The following is a 24600-nucleotide window of genomic DNA, read 5'->3' as shown; positions in this document are numbered from 1 at the left end:
TTTTTAATAAAGGCCTCCAATTAACCTAATCTTTTGAGTTTTTTTGATAATAGTTTTTTATCCCCCTAAAAGACAAAACTATTATCTGTTTTTATTTAATAAATAATTTACGATTAATAAAACCTTTTTCTGTTTTAATATTTAGGATATAGAATGCTGACGAGGGGTTTTTTACCTTTAATTTAATTTCCGGTCTTATTTTTAAATCATTCCACTCGCTAATTTTTTGACCCAAAATGGTATATAATTCTATTTTACTTATCTCTAAATTGCCTTTATTTAAGATTACAATTTCTTTTGTTTTAGAATCAAAAAACAAATTAATAGAACTATTTTTTAAAATACTTTCTTTTATATTTAGAGTGGTGTTCTTAAATGTTAAATAAAAACGATTAGAATATGTACCTTTTTCTAAATCTAATTGTATAGTATTTGATAAATTGTAAAAGTTGCCTGTGATATTATCTCTTATAAAAAGATCTTTATCTATATTTTTAATTTCATCAATATTTAATTCAATATTTTGATTATTATCTAAGACAATTGTTATTGGTATTTCTAAATCATCTGAAATACTTTCTATCCCAGCTATAATTAATTTTGTATCTGTTATTTCATCAAATTCCCAATACATATCAGTAGTACCTAAATCATACATTTTGCTATCATAACCATTCTCGTACCCAAAAGTATTTCCTTGTTTAAATGAAATTCCAATTTGTCTATGATAGTCTATAGAACTATTTTTAAAATCCATGCCTAGTTTTAGAATTGGAATTGAATCTATATTAGATTTTTGTTGATTTCTAAAAAAATAAGTTCCCCCGTTAGTATAGTCACTATTTCTATACTCTCTTTGTGAATTTTGAAATGAAACTTGACCCCCAGATGAATTTGCAGTAACAAAAAAACCTTGTCCTACAGCCATATGTTTATTAGGCTCGTGATAAAGTCCATTTCCAGTGGTAACTTGATAGCCTTTTGCAAATGAAATATCATTCATAACAATGTTGTTATCATTTTGACTAGAAATAGTAAACGATTTTACATCTGTCCAGTTAAGAGAGAAAATTTGCCCAGAATTGCCTGTTAAAGTTTGGGTTACTACCGCATTTCTACTTGTATTATTAGGGGTTATAGTAATTGTATTAGTAGTATTGTTTTGAATATTGTTGTATAAGTAGATGTTATTTATATCGACAATTATATCAAAGGTCACTTTAAATGATTCAGGACTTAATCCGCTATTTTTTACAACAGCCAAATCTGTTGGGTTTCCTGAAGATGAAATGTCCATAAGGTCTACTCCAAAACTGTCATCTATAGTTACATCTGCGGTAATGTTGTAGTCTGTATTTCCTATAGTTATTGTTTTTAATTGAGAAACATTATTTCCATTATCTGTTGCGGTTTCCCAATCATATAACCCGCTATTAGAAGTGGGAACATTTATAGCTGAAATTCCCATGGTTAAATTTCTAATAGAATATCCTCCTTGATATCCTCTATGTTCATGACCTTCAGTGCCATTAGGGTTTATGTAATCTTCACCTGTATGTTCCCAGAAATATAAAGTTCCATCAATTGAACTAAGGTTGTCATTGATAAATTTTTCAGTATTTAAAGCAGATGGATAAGGATTACCTAATAAACTTGCTGTGTTTGGGGTTAGATTAAAAGTAATGTTTCCATCATTAGGAGAGCCTACAAAAGTAAAGTTTTGTGGTACAACCCCAGTACTTTTAGATGTGAAACCTTGTCCTATATTTATTGGGCTTGTATTACCTTTATGAATGTAATTACCCGATTGTTCTCCTTCAGGTGTTGGGTCATTTAGATTTGAATAAATCCAATAATTAGATAGCGTTAAAGGTGTTGTTCCTGCTACTCCTGGTGCTCCATCTAAACCCTGTACCCAGTTAATGTCTACAATTGAAGAATTTTCTGAAGTAGGAACATTTCCATCTTTAAACACTTCTCCAACTCTATAAGTATTTAAACCTACTTCTACAACTGGCGATGACCAATAATGATATCTATAAACATTAGGCACTTTTGCTTGTTGATCTTTAAATAGTTTACCAGCGCCATAAACTTTGCTTGCGCCAGTATGTGTTTGAATCAACTGTCCATCACCAACCAATCTAATTTCGCCATCCAAAACTAAATCATCTGCTATTTCTATGTAATTTGATGTTGGAACAATTAATTTAGAGTTTGCTTTAATGTATGCACATTTTACATTTACGTTTTCGATTAGATTAGCATGATTGGAAGTTCCTTCAGCATCGATAATTAGTAAACGACCAACATCATCTGTATTAGGACTTCCATTGGCTCCTGAACCTCGAAGCCAATTAGAAGTTCCTCCTAACCAAACTATTTCTTTCTTATCAGCAATTGTAAAATATTTAATACCATCAAAATTATATTTTGCGGAATAATTAGGTGTACTATTTATAGTCTCTACATCTAATTCTACTTCTACAACATTTGTAGTAAATGAGGTATCATCTGCTACTACTAATACTTTTTGACTATTTGTAGTTGTAAAATAATTGTCTATTAAAGATTTTGTAAAAGCGATTTCTGTTGTAGTAATTGTACCTGTTTCTACAATTTTCCATGTTCTATTTAATCTTTCGTTTGTAACACATTGTGCTTGAGTTGGTACATTTGGTATCGCTGAAGCTGTTGTGGTTAAAGCACCATTATTATGCCCCCAAACTAAATAGGATTTATCAGTTAAAGTACTTGAATTTGTTGTGTTTTCGGAAGCAATATCTGTTAAACCTATAGTAACTAAAGTATTTGTATTAACAGATTTTGATTGTTTTTGAAAAAAGTTCCAACCATTGTCTTTACCAATACCTGCTATATTATTATGAAATGTGGTGTTAGCAGTATAATCCCAAACTTTTGTAGTTTCGTCTGATAAAATATAATCTCCTTCAATTATATCTCCAGAATCATTTAATGTACCTAAAGTAAAACCATATTTAATAGCCAAATAAGTTTCAACAACTTGTCTTTCTTTAGGAATGATAGCATCAGAATATAAAATAACTTCTGCAATGCCACCAGATATTCCACCAAATGAAGCATTTGCTAAAGTGTTATCTTTTCCTAAATAATATGTTTCACTATTTGGAGAGGGATTTGCACTATAAATTCTTGAATGAAGTTGAAAATTGTCTGGACGAGGTGTGTTGGTGTAACCAAACGTGATATCTCCATTGATATAATTTGTCGGTCCGAAAAAGGAATCTACAGTATTTGGTACATTTCCATAGATTCTTGTTTCATCCACATAACCATCTCCAATTCCTGTTGTATTTGTAAATGGAGATGTACTTGTTTGAGTAGAAATATCATTATAAACAATAAACATTGTTCGTGGATCTAAAACACCAGTATATTGAAAAGATTCACTACCAGTAAAACTGACAACTTTATTGAAATTTAGTCTACTTGCTGTTCCAGGTCCTCCAGAAAATAGCGAAAAATCTCTGGATAGACCAGATTGATCTTCCCAAGAATTTGCGAAAAAAAGCCCTGTAACCCCAATATCTCCTCTTAACCAAAGAGAACCATTATTATAAGGGCCTAATTTTGAGTTACTTTCTCTATAATCTACATCTCCTGAACCACTTGTGTTTGGTAAATCTGTGGAAGGGTCATTTATTTCATCATTTACATCAAAACCATCATTGTTATTGGCTCCTTCAAAAACATCGTCTAAACCATCTCCATCTGTGTCAACTCCACTAATAGCATTTGCCATTCCGTTTTCTTGAATGTCTGGAATACCATCTGCATCTGAATCTGTATTTATGTAATCTGGTGCATTTGAAGTTGCAACTGGGTTTAGACCTGTGTTATTTACATCATCGTATCTGTCATCTAAACCATCTCCATCAGTATCAGTACCTAAAGGAGGTAAATAGCCTGAAGTAGTTTGCGCCTCTACATTATCTGGAATACCATCATCATCAGAATCTATATCTTGGTAATTTGGTTTTCCATTATTATCTGAATTGATTGGTGTTATTGGGTTAGATTCAAAAATATCATCAATTCCGTTATTATTAATATCGTTTCCAGATGGTGTAATAAAACTACTTGGGTCTTGAGCTTCAATTAAATCTGTAATTCCATCACCATCACTATCCAAGTCTAAAAAATCGAAATTGGCATCACCTTCTGTATTTGTTATTGTATAAGTTATTATAGCAGTTGGTGTATCATCAGTCTCTATAGTGTCTAACAAACCATTGTTTCCAAAATTGTTAGTTAAATCTATCATACCATCATTATTGGAGTCTAAAGTACTAATGTTTGGTAATCCAGATTCAATAATGTCTAATATACCATCACCATCACTATCTAAATCTAAATTATTTGGAATACCATCACCATCAAAATCTCCAGTACCTTCAACAGAATCAGGAATTCCATCGTTATCGTCATCTAAATCAACAGAATTATCTATTCCATCACAATCGAAATCATCAGGATTAATTACTGGAATTGTAGGACCAAACTCTGATGTATTTGAAGAAATTGTAGCAGTTGCAGTAAGAGTAGTCATTTTTTGAATAGTAACCCCTGCTGGTAAAGAAATTGTAGTTATGTCTACAGTAAGTTCAAATTTATTAATATTCGTTTCTGTATTACCATCTATATTGTAAGAACCAATTGTATTATCTACATCTCCTGCAGAACCTTCTACTAAAGAGCCAAGATAAATTTGACCTTCTCCATAATCTCTTGTAGAACCAGAAAAGGTATTATCACCTGCAGTTGCCGACCCATTAAATGGGTCTGTGTCAGCTATAAAAAATTCAATAGTTGCACCAGATTTTGCAAAACCTTTAATAGTTATATTATTTCCGTTTAAAACAGCTTCTGCTAATATTGGGAAGTTTAATTGGCCATTTGCTCCACCATCAGAATCACCATTATCATTTTTAGAAACTATACCATAAGTTCCTATGGTTTGTGCTAAATCTATACCAATGGTTTTATTATTATAGATACTGTTTTGAGAAATGAGTGTATTATTAGTAGTTATTCCCAAAATTCCAATTCCTGAATTTGAAACATTTGGAATTCCAGGTAAATTTCTGATAATATTTTTTTGAATAGTTGTGTTATCAGAATTATCGGCTACATAAATTCCAGAAAAAGGAACATTATCAATTGTATTATTTCTAATAGTTGTATTAGTTGCTGATAGAAATAGCTCGATACCTGCACCACCATTTACATTGATAGTTTTTGTGCCTCTATTGTAATCTTTTATTAAGTTTTCTTCTACTATACAATCAGGATCATATATAGCCATTACATCTACAAATGTTTCACTTGGGTTTGTTTTATAGCGAGATTCATTCCCTTTTATAATTGAGCCAGCACCAACATTTGTATTTCCTGGACTAGCTACAATTACATCGTATCTTGTATAATTTCCAAATAAATTTCTTTGAATAGTAGATTTACTTTGAACTCTAACTGCTGTTTTTTGATTGTTTAGTATTGTTGCATTTGGTGTAGTTCCATCACCTAAATATCCTAAAATATTATCTTCTATAATTGCTCTAGCATCTAAAGTTTCTTTTTTAATCCAAATAGTAGACTCTAAATTCCCTGTAGTTTGCGAAGCAATTCCACCACCATTGTATAAATGTAACCCTTTAATTTTTGCATCCTGTGCTTGTATTTCTATACCTCTAGTATTTAAATCTATTATAATTTCTTTACGTTGAAATTGATTTAATGTTACTAAATCTGTACCAACTGTTCCTCCAGTTCCAAGAACACCTGTGTTTGTATCTCCTATATTTATAGTTTGGGTTGTTGCATCTATATGCGTTTTGTTGTCTGTAATTTCTAAATCGCCAGAACCAGCAACTAAAGTTATTAATAATGCGTTTATATTATTACCTGAAGTCTGGTAATTTACATCAGCTGTTCTTCCAAAAGGATCTGATGGTGTTGGAATCATGAATATTGAGGTTTCATTTCCAGTAACAGAACCTGTAAAATCTTGTGCTAAATTTGTCGCTTCATTATCTAATTTGTTTGAGTTTATTACAAATTGTCTCAAAGAACCTTGTCCGCTATCATTTGTGTTAACAATGGTAGAAAAGTTAAAACCAAAATTTATTCCAGAAATATTAAAAGTTGAATTAGAGGGTGTTACCACAGTAGACCAAGTTTGAGAGCCAGCAAAAACTCCTGCTCCAGAATCTACATTTTGAGGAAACCTACCACCAATTTCATTTGTAACATCTACTAAAGTACCATTACCATTTGTACTTTCTGTTCTAAAAGTTTGTATTCCACGTTCTGTGTGTGTTGCTCCATTTAATAAAGGTCTTTTAGATCTAACCGTAGAATTTACTACTCTTATTCTATAGGTTGTATTAGGTAAACGTCCAGAAAATGAAAAATTCCCAGATGCGTCTGTATCTTGTGAAGATAGTAGTGAAGTTCCTGTAGCATTCCATAATTGAACTTTGGCTACACCAGTTCCAATATCCCCAGAATTAAAACCAGAAAGCGCTGCAGCTGAAGCATCTGCAACAGTATAAGATCTACCAAGACCACCCCCGTAGTTAATGTCTTCGAAAACTTTACCACTAATTGTTTGTCCAAAGGCAGAAAAACTGACCGTTATACATAAAAAAAATGCGATTCTTTTAATGTACTTACAAATATTTACCCCCATAGATATTTTAAGTATTAAAATGGATTGTAAAATTAGCCAAGAAACGAAACGGTTCAACTACCCAAATAGGGTAGTTTTATAAGTAAATTAAATACTACCCTATTTGGGTAGTTGAAATAATAATTTCTTTACATAGATTTGTTCGTATAAAATTTTAATCTTAATAGATTGTTTTTTTGATTATAAGGTGCTGATTTTATCAGCACTTTTTTTATGTTTACAAAATGGTATCAACTTTAAAGAGAGTTTTTTTTGTGATTTTTTTTATATCATCCAATAATTTATTTGGGCAAGAAATTATTAATTACACAACCGAAGATGGTCTACCTAATGATATAATATACAATTTTCACCAAGACAATAATGGATATTTGTGGTTTGGTACCGATGATGGTTTATCAAAGTTTAATGGTAAATACTTTACAACGTTTACTACTAAAAATGGACTTTATAACAACTATGTTATAGATGTTAAAGGGTATAATGAAGATACACTTGCAATTGCAACATGGGGTGGAGGTTTACACCTTTTTACAAAAGACTCTTTAATAAAACCAATTAAGAATGATTTTTTAAAAATAAATGAACTTTTAATTTATAAAAAGGATATTTATACTTATTTCGGTAATAATATTTTTTTATACAAGAAAATAAAAAAAGATTGGAAATTAGTTAGCTTTGGTATTGATACTACAAAGTCATATGTAGAAAATCCATTAAAAAATCAAACCATTTCCCCAAGGGTTTCTAAAATTAAAGAAGACTTGTTTTTTCATAGTAACTATAAGTCTGGTCTACATGATAGTAAATATTTTGAAGGGGTTTCTATACTAACTAATAATAAAAAATTAGAATATAGATTTAGTCATTTAAATGGAAAAGTGATATCTACAATAACTAACTTTAATAATTCATTTATTGCAGCTGAAGGAAATAAGCTAATTTTTTTAAATGAAGAAAAGATTCTTAATGAAGAGGTGTTAAATTTTATGGGTTTTAATATTATAAAAATAATTCCCTTGAATAAAGAAGAACTTTTACTTTTGTCATCAGATAAAAACAGTTTTAAAGAACTTTATTTATACCATTTAAAAAATAAAAAAATAATAAATGTTAGAGAAAAGTACAACATTAACTCTACAGTATCAGACTTTGGTTTAGATTTTGAAAATAATATTTGGATTACTACAAATGGTTCAGGTGTTTTTCAAATACCAAATTTAAAAACAGGGATTTTGCCTGTTGTTAAAGATGATGCAATTTATAAGATGAAATATTATAATGATAAGTTATATGCACTATCACCAGGGTATTTGTGGGAAATAAAAGGTAATAAGCAAAAAAAAATAAAGCTTAATGCTTTTGGAAAAGGATTACATGTTTACAAGAATAAATTATATATAAGTTCTTTTACTCAAAAAGATACATTACTAATAGACAACAATATTATAGAAATAAAAGGACTATTAAATTACAGAGACGAAGATTTTGTAATTAGCTCACAGGAATCTTTAGTAATAAATGGAAAAGAGGAAAAAAGAATTCCTAACTCTATAAATCATATTTTAAAAACAGAAACACATTTAATTTTTTCAACAGGTTTAGGATTGTATTTGTTGAATAAAAAAACAAATGAAGTTACTTCTTTAGATTTTAAAGAATTACAAAATACGCAAATTACAAAAACCATTAAAAAAGATGATGCTTTATGGGTCGCTACAAATAAAGGACTCGTTAAATATAAAAACAATAAAATAGAAAGATTTACTGTAGATGAAGGTTTGCTGAGTAATAATATAAAAGACATATTAATAAATGATGATGAAAAATTATGGATTGCTACCTCAAAAGGAGTTTCAGTTTTTGATGGCGTTTCCTTTGTAAATATCACCAAAGAAGAAAACTTAATTTCTAATAACGTTACAAGTTTAGTTAAAAATAATAAAGGAGAAATTTTTATAGGTACAACTGCAGGAATCTCAGTTTACAATACTAAAAAAGAAATAGTTGAACAGCCACCACCAATAATAAATGTGTATCAAGATAATTCTTCATTTACTTTTGATGTAATTTCTTACAATAGTAGCAATTCTTTATTTTCTCAATATCAAATAAATAACGAAAAATGGATAACTACATCTGCTAATAAAGTAAACTTTAATAATTTTAAAGAGGGCAATTATTCATTTCAATTAAGAGCAAAGAAGCCAAATAGCGTTTGGCAATATTCAGAATCATATAAATTTTCAATTGTTATTCCATTCTATAAAAAGAAGATTTTTATTGTTCTCATTATTTTAATAATTTTTGGTCTTTCAATTTTATTTATAATTAATCAACTTAGAAAAAGTAAGAAAGCAAATAAAAAACTAAAAAATGCTATTGAAGAGCAAGAGCAATTGGAGAAAAAATTAAATTCTGTAAGAGAAAATATTGCACAAGATTTTCATGATGATTTAGGCAATAAGTTAGCAAGTATTACTGTTTTAACAGATCTTTTATCTGGGAAAATAACAGGTGAAAATGAAAAGAAAATAGTATATAAAATTCAAGAAAATTCCGATAGTTTATATAAGGGAACCAAAGATTTTATTTGGTCTTTAAATAGTAAAAGTGATAATTTAGAAGAATTAGTAACATATTTATCTGATTTTGGTGAAGAGTTTTTCCATAAAATGAATATAAGTTTTAAAATTCAAAAAGAAATAGCAACTAATATTTCTTTACCATATTACTGGAGTAGGCATATTATTTTAATCTTTAAAGAAGCAATGACAAATGTTGCAAAGCATGCCAATGCAAAAGATTGCGAAATTCGTTTTTTTTGTGATTTTAAAGTTTTAAAAATTCAACTTTTAGACAATGGCAAAGGTTTTAAGGAAAGTGATTTAAAGTTTACTAACGGATTAAAAAATATGCAATTAAGAGCTGTAAAAATAAATGGAGATATAAATATTTCTTCAACTGAAAAAGGCACATTAATTTCTTTTAACTCTAAACTACCCAAAAGAGGTAGTTAGCTTATAATCAGTTAACAGTATATTTGTAGTTTAAAATATTCCTCCAAATGAAAAAAGTAGTAATTGTAGAAGATAACAAAACATTAAATGATGCTTTTTGCGATATCATAAACTCAAGTAAATCTTTTAAAGTAGTTGGGCAATATTTAGATGCAGAAAGTAGTATAGAAAATTTACAAAAAGATAAATCAGATTTTATTTTAATGGATGTTCAATTGCCTGGTATAAATGGTGTTGAAGCTACAAAAATAATAAAAAAAGAAAAGCCTAAAATAAATATTATCATTATTACAGTTTACGAGAATTCAGAAACTGTTTTTGAAGCTCTTTGTGCAGGAGCAACAGGTTACTTAACAAAAAATACTACACAATCAAGATTGTTAGACGCTATGGAAGAGGCATTAAATGGTGGTGCACCAATGAGTATTCATATTGCAAAAATGGTGGTTTCCTCTTTTAAGAAAACCATTCATGCAGATTTATCTGAAAGAGAATTAGAAGTCTTAACACTATTATCTAAAGGTAAAAGCTATAGAAGCATTGCAGAAGTTTTATTTATCAGTCCAAATACCATAAAGTTCCATATTAAAAATATCTACGATAAACTACAGGTAAAAACCAAAGAAGATGCTATTCTAAAAGCGAATAATCAAAATTTGATTTAAAAAATAATGCAAAGAAAAATGTATTGAATTCAGTTACATTTTAATTTAAAAAAGTATAAATCATGAAATTCAAGCAAAAAAATATAATTAAAATTGTTCATTTTTTATTCTTATTTCCACTAACTTTATTGGGTCAAGCTAACATAGATTATAAAGTGTTTTACTCTGATAATCTCGAAAAAGATGGATTGAAAGTGCAAATTTCATTTACATCAAAAAAAGTTTCTGACTCGACTTATTTTCGATATTCTAATCAATTTTGGGGTGAAACTAACCTTTTAAACTGTTTAAAAATAATTCAAAAAGAAAATCCAAGCTATACATTTAAGGTTATTGCGGATGAGAATAGAATTGTTGTGTATCATCCAGAATCTAAAAATATTTCTTTTACATATCACATAATTCAAGATATAAAAAGCATAGGTTCAAAAGCAAAAAACAGACCTTTGGTTCAAGATAATTATTTTCATGTTTTAGGAGAAAGCCTATTTATAGTACCCGAAGAATTATATGAAGAAGATGTTAATGATCCAGAAATTATAGTAAATATTAAATGGTTAAATTTTCCTAAAGATTTTGTAATTCATAACACCTTTGGTTCACAACAATTACATCAAACTTTAAAAATTAAATTGTGGAGCGAATTTTATTATTCCTTATTTGTGGGTGGAGATTACAGAATTAAATCATTTAAATATTTAGAAAAACCAATCCATTTTGCAATTAGAGGAAAATGGTTGGGAACATATACAGATGACAGTATTTTTAAAGCGTTAGAAAAAGCCATTAAAACACAAAGAGCTTTTTGGAACGATAATAATTTTGATTATTACACCTTTATTATGACACCTACAAAAACTCATACAGATAGTCTTTATAAAAAACGAAATACCACAGGAACTGCTTTAAATAATGGTTTTTTTATACAGGCTTCAAATAGCATTTATAATGATTTACATACTATAAAATATATGTTTAATCATGAAATGAATCATGAATGGATTGGTGTTAAAATTAAAAACAAACACAAAGAATTAAATTATTGGTTTAGCGAAGGTTTTACAGAATATTACACATTTAAAAATGCTTTAAGAAGTGGAGATTTGACTTTAAATGAATGGGTAAAAGAATTTAACCTATTTATTATAAAAAAACATTGGAAAAATCCAGAGAAAAACAAACCCAATTATATTATAAAAGATAACTTTTGGAAGAGTAAGAACTTTGAAAAAATACCATACAGAAGAGGAGCTATTTTTGCGTTTTGGGTAGATAATCAAATTATTAAAAAAAGTAATTACACAAAATCTTTAGATGATGTAATGCGAGATGTTTTAAATATTTGCACAACCCAAAATCGAAAATTCACTGATGAGTTATTTTTAGAAATTGTTGAGAAATATCTTGATAAAGATATTAGCTACTTTTTCCAGAAATATATTATAAATGGAGAAGATATTTTATTTAAAAATAAAGAATTAATTGATGGTTTTAAAATTGAATATGTTGATAAAATTCCTCAAATAATAATTAATAATAAAACCTACAATAATTACATATTTTAATAAAACTACCCAAGTTGGGTAGTGGAGAGAGCCGTTTTCAAATTTATTTTTGTAATACAAACATTATAAAAATTTTATTTATGAAAACAAGAGTACTTTATGCTGTTATTTTTTTTGTATTTCTATCTGTAGATATAAATAGTCAAGATATTAGATTAGTAAGAGATTTTTTAGGAAATGATAATGGAGCAATAGGTTTAAATGGAGATGCTACAGGTGCAAGAGATGTTTTAGGTTTTAAAGCTGGTAATAAATTGTATACAACTTTTGGATCTGGGGGTAATGTTGTGAGATATTTAGAAATAGATGAATCTTTAAATATTGATGTTGTAACACAGGCTAATACTAATGCAATTAAACCGAGGCCAACAGGTGAAGTATTTTTATACAATTCATTAAATGATAAAACTATTATAACTGGTAATAATGTAGGAAGTGGAGCTATAAATTCTCGATTATTTTTGAATCTACCAGCTCTTGGAGATAATTTTCAGGCTAGAACAGAGTTAACAGTCAATATAGATGATTGGCAGAATTTATATTACGAAGAGACTGGTGATATCGTTTTCTTTTCATCAGCCCGAGATACAGGTTTTGGTAGAGAACTTTATTCTATAACTGTTATTAACAATGCAAACTCAATAATTACAAGACTTACTGATGTAAATAACAGTACAGGTAATTCAGACCCAGAAAATATAATTAGACCAAATAATAATCAAGATGTTGTACTTTTTTCTGCAACAGATGGCACAAATAGAGAGTTATATCAAACGAATTATAGTTTGAATACAACAGTAAAAGTGCTATATCAAGGTCAGCCCGTAAGAAATACTTCTGAATTTGTTAAAGTTGATGGAACATCATTATTCTATTTTTCTGGAGCAGACTCAAATGGTGATAGAGAATTATATGAATATGATACAACTGCAAATTCTGGAAGTGGAGCAATTACCAACAAATATAATTTAGGAAGTGTAAGTAATACAAACCCTTCTCCAACAAATATTACAGCTTTTACTTTTTCAGGAGGTGTAGGTAATTTTCTAGCTATGAGTGGAAGTCCAGATAATTCTGGTAGAAGTCAACTTATTACTTTTGATATTAGTTCTAAAACATCAAATAGTATTACTTTAAGAACTAATGGAAATGCTAATCCTCGAAATTTTACTTTTGTAAATAATAAATTATATTTTGTTTTTGAAATTGCTAACGGTAATACCCATATAGGAAATTCTATTTTAGGCTCTTCACAAGTTGCTGGTTCTGGAGATGGTACTAATAATATAAGTGATTTGACAGTTTATAATGATAATTTATATTATGTAGTTTCAAATACATTAAGAAAAATTGAAACAAGTAATGATGCCGTTACTACAATCTCTTATAATTCTTCATCAGATATAAGTGAAGTCGCAGGTATTTTAGGAGTTCAATCCTATAAAATTTTAATGACTGTAAAGTTAGCATCAACGGGTCATTTTGAAATGGGAGCATATGCAGATAATTTTACAACCACATTAACAAATGCTTCTTCAACACCTGTAGATTGGTCAGATAACACAAATTGGTCAGATGGTATACCAGATTTTTTAAGTACCGCAAATATTGATGGAAATGTTAACTTAACAGGTTTTGGTTCTTGTAGAGATCTAATAATGACATCATCTACTGCATCAAACTTAACAATTAAAGACACTGGTAAATTAACAATTTTTAATGATTTAAATACTTTAAATTCTGATAATGGAGATTTAAATATAGAGTCCAGTTTAAGTTCATCTGGCTCTTTAATTTATAATGGTAATTTTATTACAGGTGGTAAAAAAATAATTTATAAAAGAGACTATTCCTCTAATTGGCATTTAATTACAAGTCCTGTAGCTTTAGAAAATATAGAAAATATCATTCCAGATTTAGCAACAGGTACAGCCCCTAATATTGGTTTAGCCACTTACAGTAATACTTTTCCTGGGACAAACTCAACAACTGGTTGGCAGTATTATGAGTCATCTTCTACTGGAGGTTTTGAGTTGTCAAAAGGGTATTCTTTGAAAAGAGCATCAGCGGGTACAACTACTTTTATTGGTTTTCCTTTTAGTGCAAACGAAACGATACCAATTACAGAAGGTGGTAATAATAGCTGGAATTTAGTAGGTAACCCATTTACTTCTTCAATAGCAGTAAACAATGCAGCAAATAATACTAAAAATTTATTATCTAAAAATGCAGCAGAATTAGACCCAAGTTTTCAAGCATTATATTTTTGGGATGCTACAAAAAACAGTGGTGCAGGTGGTTATGAAATTATTAATAATGCTTCATCATCTACTTTTTTAGTTCCAGGTCAAGGTTTCTTTGTGCATGCAAAAACTGGTGGTGGTACTTTTGCTTTTGATGATGATATGCAGTTTCATACGTTTGTAGCAAAAACTTTTTTAAAACAGGCTAACAAATCTCAAAATACTACAAATACTCCAGAAATAAATATTTTAGTTAATAATGGACTAAATAAAAAATCTACACAAATTAAATATTTTGATACTGCAACAAGAGGTTTAGATGCTGGTTATGATGCAGGTTTGCTAAATATTAATAATAATAATGGGTCATCATCAAACTTAAATATTTACTCTCATTTATTAGATAATAATCAAGGGGTTGATTTCGGTTTACAATGTTTGCCAAAAGATTTTGAGAATCAAATTATTCCACTTGGTGTAGATGCTGTAGCAAATACAGAGTTAACATTTACATTAAACGTAAATAGTCTTCCAACTGGAATAATGGTCTATATAGAAGATAAAGTTACAAATACAATTACACGTTTAGACCAACCACAAAGTGAATATAAAGTTACACCAACAACAAATTTATCTGGAATTGGTAGGTTTTATATGCGCACTTCTGCGCAAGTTTTGAGTGTAGATGATATCTTACTTGAAAATACAGTAAGTATTTATGAAGCAAACAGAGTTATAAATATTTCAGGATTGCAAGCAAATTCAAAGTCTGTAGTTCAAGTTTATGATTTATTAGGGAAGATTGTTATGAAAAAAGAAATTCTAAATGAAATAAATACAAGTATAGAGTTGTCAAGCTCTATAAATAATGGAATTTATATTGTTAAGTTAAAGGCTAATGAAGGAACTATTTCTAAAAAAATATTAATTGAATAATAAAACACAAATGAAAAAAAAAGATATAGATATTTCAAGGAAAGAAGCACTTAAAAAGATTGGTAATTACGGAAAATATGCAGCTTTAACGGCTTTAGGAACTTATATAATTTTAAGTCCTCAAAAAGCCCAAGCGCAAAGCCCTGAAGCACCAGGTACAGGTTTTTAGATTATTTAAATTTAGTGGTTGAATTTTATTTTCTATTTAAAAATTGCTATGGTAGAAAATGTAATGTTAGTTAAAAAAGACACAAGTGAAAACTTGTGTTTTTTAATGAATTAGAATTTTACTAAATTGTTAATGTTGTATTAAAAAAAAAACTACCCAAGTTGGGTAGTGTAGCATAATCTTTTACTTTTTAAATTTATATATATGAATATAATTAGACTTTTAGTATTATTACTTTTCTTGATACCATTTTTTACAAATGCTCAACAAGTTAGATTTTTTAGGTGCAATTGCTAGTGGTGAAATGGCAAATACTACTGTTTTGAAAGAACCACTAGTATTTAATAATAAGTTATATTATACAATAAGTGTTGGTGTCAACTCTACATATTCTGAGACAAATAGAGGTTTAAATATTTCAAGTTTAGTGCCAAATTTAGTAACAGAGTTAAAATTATATGACATATTAGGGAAAATTGCTATGGAAAAAGAAGTTGTAAATAAAACAAACACAAATTTTACTATCTCCAATTCCTTAAAATCTGGAATTTATGTAGTAAGATTAAAGAGTAATAATTCAGTTTACACTAAAAAAATATTAATTAAATAAAAAAATATGAATCAAATTGAAAAAAAAGATACTATTTCTAGAAATGAAGCACTTAACAAAATTGGAAGTTATGCCAAATATGCAGCATTAACTGCTTTGGGAACTTATTTAATTTTAACCCCACAAAAAGCTCAAGCATCTAGCCCTGAAGACCCTGGGATTGGTTTTTAATCATATTAATAATTAAATTAATTATTATGAAAATTATATTTAAAAAAAAATGTCCGAAGTGCAAAAAAGATTTAAAAGTTCGTTGTACAAGGAGTTTGAGTGAAAGGTTATTTATTAAATCTAAGAAATATAAATGTTACAGTTGTAATTTGTTTTATTTAAAAATTTTTTCTTTAATTTTAGCTGTAAATTATTTATAAATCAGAGTACACGTTTTCGTACACGATTTAATTAAAATACGGCATAAAAGTGTAAAATTTGGGTGTTTTTTTCGAACTCATAACCCGAAGGTCACTGGTTCGAGTCCAGTTCCCGCTACAAAGCTTAATGCTATTAGAATCAACGGATTGTTTACGAACAATCCGTTTTTTTATGTCTTTAAGTTTCTTACTTTTACGTACCGTAAACGCTACCGTAAACGTTTTTACCATGAAAATGAATTATTCAGAACCAAAAATCTACACAGGAGGAGTAGATATTTCCACTTGGTCAAAACTCACTTTACAAGAGAAAAAGAAAGCAATGTCTAAAGATTGGTTTGTTTATTTTTCATTTCGAAATCCAGAAACTGGAAAATTGGTAAAGCAAAATTTTATAAAAGCTGGCGCAAACAAATTAAAAACCAAGAAGGATCGTTATGCTTTTTTAAAGACGATGCAACAATCTTTGTTAGAATTGTTGCAATATGGTTTTAATCCCTATGAAGATAACAGTGCTTTGGAAGAAGCTATTTTTTCAGATGCCACACAGAAGAGCAAAAACAAAGCAACAGAAAAACAACAAGAAAGCAACAGTAAGGCAATAGAACAGCAACAGCCAACTATTAAAGAGACAAATGCTACGTCTATTTTAAGTGCTTTTGAATTCACTTTAGATTTAAAAGCAAATATGATGAACAAAAATTCTTTTGTTCAGTATAAGAGCAGGATAGGTCTTTTTGAGAAATGGTTAAAAGAGAAAACTTATTTCGATAATCCCATCACCTTTATAACAAAGAAAATAATTATTGAGTATCTAAATGATGTTTTAAAAAGAACGAGTGCAAGAAATCGCAATAATTCTAGAACAGATATTGCATCTATGTTTCAGCTTTTGGAAGATAATGAAATCGTAAAAGAAAATTTCGTACGTAAAATTGCTGTTTTGAAAACAGTACCAAAAAGAAATAAAACATACACCCCAAAACAAGAGAAAGATATTTACGAATATATGAAAAGTGAAGATCCACATTTATTACTATTTGTAAAATTTATTTCCTATAGCATATTAAGACCTATTGAGATATGTAGGTTAAAAATTGCTGACATTGATGTTATAGACAAGAAAATATACGTTAAAGCAAAGAACAAACCTGTACAAATTAAAAGACTGCCAACTATTTTATTGGATAGCCTACCAGATTTATCATTAAAAGACCCAAAAGCCTTCCTTTTTGGTAGATTTGAAATAGGAGAAGATTGGGATGCAGAAGAAACTAATAAAAGAAACGAATTTTCTAAACGCTTTAAAAAAATTAAAGAACACTTCAAGTTAGGTACGGAATTTGGAATGTATAGCTTTAAACATACTTTTATTACGAAGATGTATAACAGTTATAGGAATCAAGGTAAATCTCAACATGAAGCAAGGAGTATGTTGATGCCAATTACAGGACATTCAACAATGGTTGCATTAGAGAAGTATTTAAGAGATATAGATGCCGAGTTACCAGATGATTATTCAGTATTATTAAGAAAATAATTAAAAACAAAAATGCATAGAAAAAGTAAGTTTTGGTCTTGTATTAAGAAGAATACAGATTTTTATGATTTGACAAGAGAGCAACAAATTGATGCCCTAATAAATGGCGGAGTTTATGTTTGTTACAATTCTGCATCATCATCATCATCATCATCAAAATTAATTGTAAAAGACAACGTTCTATACCTGCCAGATTTAAGCATAAAAAAGAAACCATCAGAAGATTTATTAGATGAGTTTTATGATTACGTTCTAGATATTAGCCAAAGTGATATTGATACTCACTTTTATCTTTTTTTTAAAAACTTTAACGATAGTGTTTTCGGAATGGAGTTTTTAGAGCAAAAAAAGGTAGCTCGTGAACTTTTTATAGAAATTTATGATAGCGTAGATGTAAAAGGAATAGATTTTTTAAAAAAGGAATTTTCCAAAAACGGAATAGAAAATTTAAAAGAGTATAATCGGTTTTTAAAATTAAAAAGTGTAAGAAAAGCAAAGTGTTCAGCGCTAGCTACTGATGATTCATTAATTTCATTTTTAGGTGGTAATGAAGCCTATTTTAAGTCTTCTGAATTCTTAGAGCATAATAATTTTTTATCTATGCTTGATTTTGAAAAACAATTAAAAGTTTTAATTAGTTTGAATGACCGTTATCAATTTACAGAAGATGTAGTGTTTAGTAAATTGGGTAAATTGAAGGATCGGTATAAAAAATATCAAAACACATTCTCAAGTTTTGATGTATTTAGATTTACAAATAATTTTATTGAAGAATTAAACGAAAACAAACCCTCTAATATTGATAGCTTACACCAAGCTTTATTAGAATTGAATTTGATACAAGCAAAGAAAGAATCTTTTATCAACTACCTAAATACTGAACATAACACTCCAACTACTAAATTAAGAAATTATGCTAGAGACGTAAATCGGTCTCACGATTTTAGAGTGCTCAAAATTAAGGAGCAACTCAAAGAATTGATTTCTTAAAGAGGATGAATTCCGCATTTGACATAAAATACTTCACACAGACATAAAAAGACATCCTTCGGACATCTATTTCTAACCCCTTTCTGTACCTATAATCTTTAACTTCGAATAGACCTTAGTTATCGATTAGAAATGAATTCAGAAATAGTTTATCAAGTAGCAAAAGCCCTTCCAAAAGAGGAGCAATTGTTGTTGTTTGAAAAACTAAAAAAAGATTTCATGTTCTCAAAAACAAACAATAAAATAAGCAGCAAGCAATTAAAAAAAGAAGATGCTATTGATTATTTATTGGCTCATGTTTTTAACAAATAGGGGTAAAATATTGTAATAAAGAACGATTAAACATTAATCTTACGTAAAATTAACGCATAATGGAACCAAGAATGTATGTGTGTGAATATTGTAAAAAGGAATATTTACCAAAAAGAAGAAGGGTACAAAAGTTTTGTAGTGATAGTTGTCGTGTTCGAAAACATCAATTAAAAAGCTCAAAAATCAGTAAAGAATTATCTCTAAAAGAAAATATCGTCCAGAAGGAAAAAACAAAAATAGAAGCAGTCAGCTTCGCTGGTGTAGGAAATGCAGCTTTAGGAAATTTGGCAGTAAAAACATTAAGTACTCTTTTTACTAAAGAAGAAAACAAACCAGCAACAAAGGGAGATATACTAAAATTAACAAAATTAATTAGGTATCAAGAAATTAGAAATTTATCCAAGGACTTGTTAGGTAAAAAACCTTTTTTTGATACTGTTCTTAAAATAGTTGTGTATAAATAAAAATCATTGTTTTAAACGACCACAAAAATCCAGCGAAGCTGAACAAATAAACCTTAAAATACTTTTTTTCAAATTACTGGCAACGGTTTCGTATAAGAATAGTTGCGGGTTTGCGTGCGAGGATTTTCCGAAGGAAAATCAGAGGTAGCAAACGCGTAACTACCTTTTATTTAGCACTAAATCGCAATTATTTTTATACGGTGTTATGCAAAGTGTTTTTTTATTTTTTTCTTATTCAGGAACCAAATTAAAAGAGCAATTGGTGTTGACCAAAAAAACGAATTCAAAATTGCACCATAACTAAAAGCTTCCATTCCATCTTGTTTTCCGATAGATATTGACATAGCAATCATCAGTCCCCAAATAATTAAAAAAATTAGTATTGATAAACCACTAATCATTCTATTTGCCCATAGTTTATATTTTCTTATAAATATTCCGCCAATTAAATATGCAATACCGATTAAGAGCATTATGAGGCACATTTCTAAATAGTGAGAAAAAAGAAAATAAATAGGGTCAGTTTCAGTCTCATTATTATTTAAGTCATTCTCAATTCCGATTACTGACCAAGCTACAGCTCCCATTCCATTACTGAAAATTATAAATCCAGAAAAGATTGCGACCAAAAGTCCGATTGTTTTAATTGATTTTGGTTTTTGTTCTTCCATTGAGTTTTTGTTCTGTTACATTTTGCATAACGAGTACCTATATGAAAAGTCGCGTTTTTAAAAGCGATAATTTAATAGGTATTCAATTTTTTGTTTAAAAATAAATAAATTTTTTTAATAATAACTCCCTTAGCTATTTTCTATACGGTGTTATGCTATGTTATTAATTTCCTAATTCAATTTTAAAGTCAGAAATACCAGCTGATCCAAGATTATTTTTTAAATTAGCTTTAACTTTCAAGCTTCCTCCTGAAAAATCGGAATTGAATTTAATTGTGGCTATGGATTTATTAAATCCATCTACAATTGTGTTTTCAATTTTCATTATTTCAATATTTCCTGATTCGATAGTCCATAATATTTCAGAATAATCAGAAGTAGATTTACTTGCGTAAGTTATTATTTCATTCGGTAGTACTGATGTTGCACCATCTAAACATATACCTGAAGAAATAGGGTTTGTGTTTAAATCACAATCAAATACACTTTTGGGGTTTGTTATAATTCCATTTTCAATATTTTCATCACTTTCACAAGAGATAATTGTTAACAATATTAAAACTGTAATTACTTTTAGTAAATTTTTCATTTTTTTGAATTTTATTTTATAGATTATTTTAATTGAAATCTGGAATATTTTCTTTAAATATAGCATAACGGTTTTGTGTATGGTTAGTTGCGTGTTTAAGCAACTAATTTAGTAAACAAAAACGAACGCGAGAAAATTCCGAAGGAATTTTCCAAATAAGCACTTGCCAAAGCAATTAATTATACACGGTGTTATATAGACACTTCACTTAATTACTCTTAATTTTTCTAAAACCCTTTATTTACAGTACTTTACAGGTTTTTACTAAAGTAAAGTAATGCAACAAAATGCGCTAAAATGCTTGTTTTGTTGTACCTATTGTTGTACCTTAGTACTCGGTTGCATCGCTTTGCACGCCTTTAAAACCAGTACTTTATGTCTTCAATAAAACTAATTTTAAGAAATAACAAAGTAGATAAAGCAGGGGAAGCACCTCTTTATTTAAGAGTTATCAAAGACCGCAAAACTAAATTCATTTCGTTAAGCCTGAAATTAAAGCCAAATGAATGGGATGAAGATAAGCAAAAAGTAAAGAAGAATCACAGTAATTCAACAAGACTAAATGCTTACATTTCTCAAAAGGTAGCCGATGCAAAAGGTGAGATTGCAGACCTTGAACGAAGAAACCAATCTACAACTGCAAGAAAGCTAAAAGAGGCCATTAAGGGTAAACCATTAACGAACTTTTTTGACTACTCTGATAATCTTTGCGAAAAGCGAAAAGACACTTTAGCCTATTCAACCTATAAGAATTACAAAACTTATTTAAAGAAATTTGAAAAGTTTGTAGGACATAGAGAATTGATGTTTGAGGATATTACAGTTACAACCTTAAAGGATTTCGCATCCTATTGCAGTTCTACATTAGGCAATAATAATACAACCATAAATTTCTCTTTAAAGATTATGAAGATAATGTTTAAGGAAGCACAAAAAGAAGATTTAATACCTTTGGATTTATTTCCCTTTAATAAGTTCACAGTAAAAAAAGAAAAGAGTACAAAACGCTATTTATCTGCTGAACAGTTTCAGGAATTTATGGATTTAGAAGTTTCAAATAAAGACAAAGCACAAATTATAAAAGATATGTTTATTTTTTCAGTCTTTGCAGGTGGTTTAAGGTTTGGGGATATGCTAGAGCTAAAATGGAAAAATTACGATAAGAAAAACAGCAAAATCACAAAGGTAATCAGAAAAACAAACAGACAGCACAGCGTTAGAATAGGTCAAAAAGCTGTTGAGATATTAGAGAAGTATCACCAAAAAGAACAGAGGCAAGAAGATATAATTTTTCCTTTTGCAAATATTGATAAAACCTATTTTACAGATAAAGAGCATAGAAATTTAATAACTGGTAGAGCCATAGCATTAAGCAATATGTATTTGAGAAAAATGGGTACACGTTTAGAACTACCTTTCAATTTATCGTTTCACATAAGCAGACATACATTTGCTACCAGGGCATTAAACAACGGTATGCGTATAGAACACGTTTCAAAATTGATGGACCATTCAGATATTGGTATTACGCAAGTGTATGCAAAGATTATTAGTAGTGAGTTAGATAATGCAGTAGATAAATATATCAATTAGTTTATGAAGGAAATTGTTTTTGATAGTTTTAAAAGCACACTTCAAGAAGTGAAGATTTTAAATAATATCGTTGTAAAAGAAAAAATTAGTAAGTCTGAATTAGAAGACAGTTTAAAGCAAGCGCAGAATTTATTATTTTCTAGTTACAGTAGCTTGAATATTTTTGCTGAATCAGTTAAAAGTTATATATCTGTAGGGTATAAGATTACACCTTTTGATAAAAAAGAGAAGAAACAAATATCAAAAATTGAAGCTAAAATAATTTATAACAAATTATTAGGCATCATAAACACGGAACTAGAAAAAGATATTATTGTACCAACAGAATCATTAATTCTTCAAAGTCAAGTTTCTTCATTAGGTTTAGCTTTTATTTCAGCTTCAATAGATGAAAATCTAAAAAATTTTAATGACGAATTAAATATTGGTAAATTAAAATCACAAGAATTATCAACAGCACTAAATAAATATTTTGCTGCTATAATAGGTTATATCCAAGATATTTTATTGTACGACATTTATTTAATCTTTGAAAAACCAGAGATTACCTATATCCAAGAACTCGTATTTACAACCGACTACAAAAAAGAGTATATAGATAAATGGCTGAATTGTACTGTAACTTTTAATGAATTAAGAAGAAATAAAAGAACAGATCACTGGGATGAAATTTATAAATTGGATTTAGATTTTGAACAAACAGAAAAAATTGAAAATCATCAAAAAAAGCTTTTTAATGAACGTATTGAATTTGAGATAAGCAGTGTTATAGATGATTTTGATGAATTAGAAGAAGACGTTAAAAAGGAAGCATTAAATAAAGAGATTAAATTAATACAGGACTTTTTTAATAGTAATACATCAAAGACTGTTGTAAAAAGGCTGAAAAATATTTTAAGCTTTTCAAAGCCAAAAGAGGTGGTTATTGAATATGATAATATTTTAAGAGATAGGTTATTGTTGAGTGATTTTAATGTTTATGAAGTTGGCAAATCAAATTACTCTTCCGTTTTTGTAGCATCTTTCTTTATGCAATATTTAGATAAGTTAAAAGAATATTTAGATACATTAGATGATGCAGTAAATACAAATACAATGATAAACAACCAATTTCAATACAACGTCTTCAAAGATTTATTATTAGTAGAAGAATTAGAAAAACGTATAGCGATTGAAGCAGTTGAATATAGAAAGAATTGCGATGACTATTGGGAAACTTATACTTTCGACCCAACCTATTTCGATACATTTATCTCTGGTGACTTATACAATGTATTTTTAAACGCTATATATGAAAGAATAAAGCCTTTAAATGACTTTGAAATTAACAAATACCTAACACTATCAGTAAATCAATTTAAGACGCACACGCCAACAAAAAGAGCTGAAGAATTTAAAAGAATTTACCACGATACATATTGGTATCCAAACTATATGGAGTACAATCCGAATCAATACGAGAACAAATATCCTGTTCACGTTTGGAAGCATTATAAAAATCATTTTCAGTTATTTAAAGAAGCGACAGAAAACATATTACAAGACTTTAAAAAAGGCTTAATTGGTAATGCTAGAAAGCAAGAGTTAATTGAAAGGCCAAAGAGAAAGGTAAAATCGAAGCATCGTTCATTTACTTACAAAAAGTGGCAATTTGAATCCACAAATCTAACTTCATTAAAAGACTCTTTAATTAGAAAAAAATTAATTGCATCAGACACAGATCTAAAGGATTTTAGAAAAGCATTTAGCGGAGAAGAAATTGAAAAGCCTATTGTCTGGACTGGTAATATTAGCGAACTTTCATATTTCATTAAGCAATTGCATAATGTATTAAAACTTGTTGTAGATTTAAAGCAACAGCAATGGGCAGTAACTATAAACTGTTTTATTCAAGAAAACGGAGAGCAATATAACCGCACCAAATTAAGAACTCAAAAAGTTCCTGCTACATCAAAAAACATTGATATGGCATTAAAAACACTGTAATAACACTCTACACTTCTAGTGCAGTATTAAAAAACTTTCTTCAAAAAATACAGTTAATCTCTTTTAGTTTGTCTGTTTTTTTATAGCACTCTACACTCTACACCTTACTCTAAACCCTTGTTTTTAAAGTGTTTTGAACCTCT

The 24600-nt window shown here is 28.7% G+C and carries 16 protein-coding genes; 13 read left to right on the top strand and 3 right to left on the bottom strand.

What is annotated here, in order from left to right; all coding sequences use genetic code 11:
- Positions 1 to 91: 91 nt before the first annotated feature.
- Complete coding sequence (locus H9W90_RS10155) at positions 92 to 6733, bottom strand: beta strand repeat-containing protein (RefSeq protein ID WP_187481489.1); 6642 nt, start codon at positions 6731 to 6733, stop codon at positions 92 to 94.
- A 254-nt stretch (positions 6734 to 6987) separates the two neighbouring features.
- Here H9W90_RS10155 and H9W90_RS10150 point away from each other — a divergent pair, with 254 nt between their 5' ends.
- The 11 genes from H9W90_RS10150 to H9W90_RS10100 all read left to right on the top strand — a co-directional run bounded on the left by H9W90_RS10150 (position 6988) and on the right by H9W90_RS10100 (position 19618).
- Entirely contained in the window at positions 6988 to 9753 is a 2766-nt protein-coding gene (locus H9W90_RS10150) for a sensor histidine kinase (RefSeq protein WP_187481488.1), read from the top strand.
- 47 nt (positions 9754 to 9800) lie between these two features.
- On the top strand, positions 9801 to 10418 hold the full coding sequence (locus tag H9W90_RS10145) for a response regulator transcription factor (protein ID WP_187481487.1): 618 nt from the start codon (positions 9801 to 9803) through the stop codon (positions 10416 to 10418).
- A gap of 62 nt (positions 10419 to 10480) precedes the next feature.
- Complete coding sequence (locus H9W90_RS10140; protein ID WP_187481486.1) at positions 10481 to 11983, top strand: DUF2268 domain-containing putative Zn-dependent protease; 1503 nt, start codon at positions 10481 to 10483, stop codon at positions 11981 to 11983.
- 80 nt (positions 11984 to 12063) lie between these two features.
- Positions 12064 to 15162, top strand: a complete 3099-nt coding sequence (locus H9W90_RS10135) for a T9SS type A sorting domain-containing protein (protein ID WP_187481485.1) — start codon at positions 12064 to 12066, stop codon at positions 15160 to 15162.
- A 10-nt stretch (positions 15163 to 15172) separates the two neighbouring features.
- On the top strand, positions 15173 to 15331 hold the full coding sequence (locus H9W90_RS10130; protein ID WP_187481484.1) for a hypothetical protein: 159 nt from the start codon (positions 15173 to 15175) through the stop codon (positions 15329 to 15331).
- A gap of 259 nt (positions 15332 to 15590) precedes the next feature.
- Positions 15591 to 15941 (top strand): T9SS type A sorting domain-containing protein, encoded by a 351-nt coding sequence (locus H9W90_RS10125; protein ID WP_187481483.1) that lies wholly within the window; start codon positions 15591 to 15593, stop codon positions 15939 to 15941.
- Between the two features lie 6 nt (positions 15942 to 15947).
- Positions 15948 to 16112 (top strand): hypothetical protein, encoded by a 165-nt coding sequence (locus tag H9W90_RS10120; protein ID WP_187481482.1) that lies wholly within the window; start codon positions 15948 to 15950, stop codon positions 16110 to 16112.
- A gap of 372 nt (positions 16113 to 16484) precedes the next feature.
- Complete coding sequence (locus H9W90_RS10115; protein ID WP_187481481.1) at positions 16485 to 17852, top strand: tyrosine-type recombinase/integrase; 1368 nt, start codon at positions 16485 to 16487, stop codon at positions 17850 to 17852.
- 12 nt (positions 17853 to 17864) lie between these two features.
- Positions 17865 to 18842: a hypothetical protein gene (locus H9W90_RS10110; RefSeq protein WP_187481480.1), complete on the top strand. Its 978-nt coding sequence runs from the start codon at positions 17865 to 17867 to the stop codon at positions 18840 to 18842.
- 132 nt (positions 18843 to 18974) lie between these two features.
- Positions 18975 to 19154, top strand: a complete 180-nt coding sequence (locus H9W90_RS10105) for a hypothetical protein (RefSeq protein WP_187481479.1) — start codon at positions 18975 to 18977, stop codon at positions 19152 to 19154.
- Between the two features lie 59 nt (positions 19155 to 19213).
- Complete coding sequence (locus H9W90_RS10100; protein WP_187481478.1) at positions 19214 to 19618, top strand: hypothetical protein; 405 nt, start codon at positions 19214 to 19216, stop codon at positions 19616 to 19618.
- A gap of 203 nt (positions 19619 to 19821) precedes the next feature.
- Here the strand turns inward: H9W90_RS10100 and H9W90_RS10095 are convergent, their stop codons facing one another.
- Complete coding sequence (locus H9W90_RS10095) at positions 19822 to 20289, bottom strand: hypothetical protein (RefSeq protein WP_187481477.1); 468 nt, start codon at positions 20287 to 20289, stop codon at positions 19822 to 19824.
- Between the two features lie 163 nt (positions 20290 to 20452).
- Complete coding sequence (locus tag H9W90_RS10090; protein WP_187481476.1) at positions 20453 to 20878, bottom strand: hypothetical protein; 426 nt, start codon at positions 20876 to 20878, stop codon at positions 20453 to 20455.
- A gap of 375 nt (positions 20879 to 21253) precedes the next feature.
- Here H9W90_RS10090 and H9W90_RS10085 point away from each other — a divergent pair, with 375 nt between their 5' ends.
- Positions 21254 to 22471: a site-specific integrase gene (locus H9W90_RS10085; RefSeq protein WP_187481475.1), complete on the top strand. Its 1218-nt coding sequence runs from the start codon at positions 21254 to 21256 to the stop codon at positions 22469 to 22471.
- A gap of 3 nt (positions 22472 to 22474) precedes the next feature.
- Positions 22475 to 24457, top strand: a complete 1983-nt coding sequence (locus H9W90_RS10080; RefSeq protein WP_187481474.1) for a hypothetical protein — start codon at positions 22475 to 22477, stop codon at positions 24455 to 24457.
- Positions 24458 to 24600 lie beyond the last annotated feature (143 nt).

The sequence above is a fragment of the Polaribacter pectinis genome, from assembly GCF_014352875.1.
GTDB lineage: Bacteria > Bacteroidota > Bacteroidia > Flavobacteriales > Flavobacteriaceae > Polaribacter > Polaribacter pectinis.
Note: the sequence above shows the minus strand (reverse complement) of the source record. Positions and strands in the feature narration are given on the sequence as shown.